Consider the following 3,381-nt stretch of genomic DNA (forward strand, 5'->3'; position numbering starts at 1 on the left):
CCGTTTGTTGCTTTCACCATAAGTCCCTCATGGGTCATCTCTGCTCGTCCTCGCGCATAAAAAAACCGCCCATCGGGCGGCTGTGGTTGGTCTTTAGTCTGTGGTTACGCCATTTGCCCGAACTACTCAGGCGGTGTTCGCTTCACGCCCAGCATTGCCACCGCCTCAGCACCAGACAGGCCGATCACCGCTGTGATTTTGCTCGGATCAAACTGCGGGTTTTCCAGATCAATGACAGCAAACGACCCCTGCGCCTGTTCGCAGAGGGAGCGATCAACGATGCCACCGTTGCCTACGTAGAGTTCCTGCAAATGTGGTGCGTCCAGAATTGCGGGATTGCCTACGCCATCAATCTGAGCATCGGACCACAGGCCAGACGATACGCTACCAGTATCGCCATTGGGTGCGATCCAGCCGCCTGAATATGTCTGCAATGTATCAGATTTACCCAGCAGGACATGTACGTGATTGCCTGCATCAGTCAGAGTGTTGGGACACCATATGGTTACTATCTGCATATTATTTCTCCGCAATCAGGCCATTCACGGCGCTGATTGCCGTTGCCACGCTTGTCGATGTGTTCTGTATGCGCTCCAACCCACGGAACACTGACCGCCCAGCAGAGGTGCCTACATGCAGCAGGTCCGTACCCAGATCGTGCGCGAGGGCTGTCACCGTGTTCGACGCCCCGTATAGGGTGCAGGCGGCGTTCTCTTGGAACAGCACCTTCTCGTCGTTGTAGATTTTGGCGATCTGGTCGGAGGTTGGGATCGTTGCTGACAGGCGGATGAGGGCCTTGGGCTTGGTTCCAGCGATCTTCAGGGTGTTGCCCGTGATGGTCAGCCCGTCGATGGGCGCAGTACTCACCACTCCGTGCTTGAACTCCCAGACCCCGTTCGTCTGCTCCCATCCGAGGGCGTAGAGCGTGTCAACGTAGGAAGCGTTCGTGCTTTCGAGGTAGTTGCTGGCAGAGAATCCGGAGTAAGCCACTAATTCAGCGCCGGTAGCCACAGGGCTACGGGTCACAGTGCCATTGACGATGAGACCCTTGTTGTTCATCGAGCGGTCTGTGTCTGCTCCATAAATTGTTACGCTATCCACGGAACCGTCGAACCCATTGAGTGCCAGCACCCGCAAGTGCGCAGAAGTGCAGGAAAAGTAATACGTGCCGTTGGCATCCAGTGCGCCCGTTTCCCCAAAAGCGAACACTTGGCTGTAGGCTGCTTGAAACGAGAGGTTCCCCGCCGTTCGGTTTGAAACAACTATTTTAACAATAATCGGTTCGCCGTTAGGGGATGGATCAGCACCACTAAACGTAAATGTTCCCGTTCCGGGGAAGTCCACTTGGTCATTGGCGGCATCAAATGTGCAGCCTGAAAACTCATACCCCGCAGCCTCTGCCGCAGCTTGGTCAGCATAGCTTGTGAAGTCGTCATCAAGATAAACAGAGCCAACCAAATCGGCGTCGTCAGTGTCAGCGAGGAAGGCACCCTTGATCGCTCCCGGCATCCAGCCCGTGTTGTAGGTGGAGGTGGTGTAAGCGACCATGCCGTTTGCCTGGGTTGCCTGATCTTCGGCCAGTGCTGTCAGGCCGCTCGTTGAACCAAAATGTTTCATGTCACTACCCTCGAAACTGTGCCAAGCAGAGCAGGCATAGATGTAATGTAGTATCCAGCACCATTTAGGAGCAAACCTGCCAGCGTTGAAAATGATGCACTTGAAACGTCAGAAGATGGATATCCTGATGTGATAACAACCCCATTTGTTGCTGAGAAAAATAGTCTGTCGGGGGTTGCATCAATAGATGTAATCACAGGAGACCCACTGTAGACAACATCCACAACAGTCCCATCATCCTTAATCACCGACACGCCGCCCGCAGTCGCCACGGCAATCGTAGGCACAGGAAGCCCCGTCGCAGGGTCAATTGGGGCATCAGGCAAAACCGCCATGGCAACGTCATTCACGGCGTTGCTCACGATTGCAGGATCGGTTGCGGTTGTGTAATCAAGCGCGACAGTCGTGTCGCCATCTGCCAGATTAAACACCGCCAGACCCGTTGACGTACCGACAGACAGCACCCCAGCAACAGCGGCAGCAGATGTGACGGCATACCCTGTAAAGTCCAGCGTCGTATGAAGCGGCAATGTCGGGTCAGCCCCATCATATATTTTTACAGATGCAGTCTCCGCTACGATCACCATCAGGGCCGGATACGCTCCGACAGCCCATGCACCGCCATCGCTGTCCAATGACGTGTCATACACAAAAACATCCGCAGCATTGATACACGCAAGCTGCATATCATTCAGATCGGCGCCATATCTGACACCTTGAGCCTTGCTTGCCAGATACCTGATGAGCCTGATCTTTTCGACTTTTGTCATGGCCCGATCAACAGCCACAAATCCGAGCAGATCGTGCTGAGGGAGGGTATATGACCCGTTCAGCGTCTGACCCTCAAGCAGCCTGATCTCAGACTGTGTGACGTAAGCGATGGTACATTCCGTCCCCAAATTGGGAAACGTGATCTGCATCTCATCGTCAATTTCATCATTCTGGAACAGCAGATCACCGTTATCGGCCCGTACCAGCGTCACCCGGTAATCATCATTTGTGACTCTGACCGCATCGTAGTCATTGCCAGAACGGTCAATAATCAACCCGACAGGATCACCGATTTCAGACGGCACTGTGCCTGACGTGTCCTGATATGCGTATGAAGTGCTCGGCTCCAGCCAAACCCATTCGTCATCAGGTCCGAAGATTGAGGCAGGTGTGGTACTCGCCCGCTGTAGAGCGGCTGAGGTCAGAGAAAGGGATAGGGAGAGCATAATGTCACCACAGCGCAACAATGTCGGTAGCAGTGGTGCCTGTGTCTAATACTCGTGACGCACGAACAGGCAGGATCGACCCAGCAGCGACATTCTTGAATGTGACTGTGGTTCCACCAACACTGATCAGAGCCAGATCGCCAGTGGTACCGATATAAAGAGCACGGCAGTAAATACTCAGGTCAGTGTCATCATCAGGGGTGACGCTAAAAAAATCACCGGCTGGGGACGATGAATCCGGGGTGTAGTGTGTGATGGGATCGGGCACGATGGCTCCTTTCAGAAGCTGTTGCGGATGGTCATTGGAGTGTCGAGGACGGTCTGTGTGTCGGCACCAAGTGTTACTCTCACCTGTAGCTGCCATGCGCCGGGATCGAGGCTCTCAGCATCGATGCGCACCTGACAGAGGCCATTCGGTGCGTCCGTCACCGTGACAGCCAGATCGACTGTGGCCCCATCTGTTACGCGCTTTGCGGCGGCAGCGACTATGGCCCCGGTGATATCTTTGGCGGTGCCGTCCGATTTAGCGACAGGGACCTCGATATTG

5 protein-coding genes are annotated in these 3,381 nt (G+C 54.5%); all 5 read right to left on the bottom strand.

Annotated elements, in window-relative coordinates; genetic code table 11:
* Positions 1–122 precede the first annotated feature (122 nt).
* Positions 123–518: a hypothetical protein gene (locus FN828_RS20170; protein ID WP_142495101.1), complete on the bottom strand. Its 396-nt coding sequence runs from the start codon at positions 516–518 to the stop codon at positions 123–125.
* Position 519: 1 nt separating this feature from the next.
* On the bottom strand, positions 520–1,617 hold the full coding sequence (locus FN828_RS20175; RefSeq protein WP_142495102.1) for a hypothetical protein: 1,098 nt from the start codon (positions 1,615–1,617) through the stop codon (positions 520–522).
* Positions 1,614–2,693 carry a hypothetical protein gene (locus FN828_RS20180; RefSeq protein WP_142495103.1) on the bottom strand — a complete coding sequence of 360 codons (1,080 nt, stop codon included), beginning with the start codon at positions 2,691–2,693 and terminating at the stop codon, positions 1,614–1,616. The genes FN828_RS20175 and FN828_RS20180 overlap by 4 nt, the downstream gene beginning before the upstream one ends.
* A 145-nt stretch (positions 2,694–2,838) precedes the next feature.
* Positions 2,839–3,102: a spike base protein, RCAP_Rcc01079 family gene (locus tag FN828_RS20185; RefSeq protein ID WP_142495104.1), complete on the bottom strand. Its 264-nt coding sequence runs from the start codon at positions 3,100–3,102 to the stop codon at positions 2,839–2,841.
* Between the two features lie 11 nt (positions 3,103–3,113).
* The coding region (locus FN828_RS20705) for a hypothetical protein (RefSeq protein WP_185959108.1) at positions 3,114–3,381 on the bottom strand (268 nt) is incomplete at its 5' end.

This window comes from Thalassovita litoralis, assembly GCF_900182725.1.
GTDB classification, from domain to species: domain Bacteria; phylum Pseudomonadota; class Alphaproteobacteria; order Rhodobacterales; family Rhodobacteraceae; genus Thalassobius; species Thalassobius litoralis.

Bases quoted from the DNA above. Each gene is read 5' to 3' on its own strand.
- FN828_RS20170 (WP_142495101.1), bottom strand. From the start codon at position 518: ATGCAGATAGTAACCATATGGTGTCCCAACACTCTGACTGATGCAGGC.
- FN828_RS20175 (WP_142495102.1), bottom strand. From the start codon at position 1,617: ATGAAACATTTTGGTTCAACGAGCGGCCTGACAGCACTGGCCGAAGAT.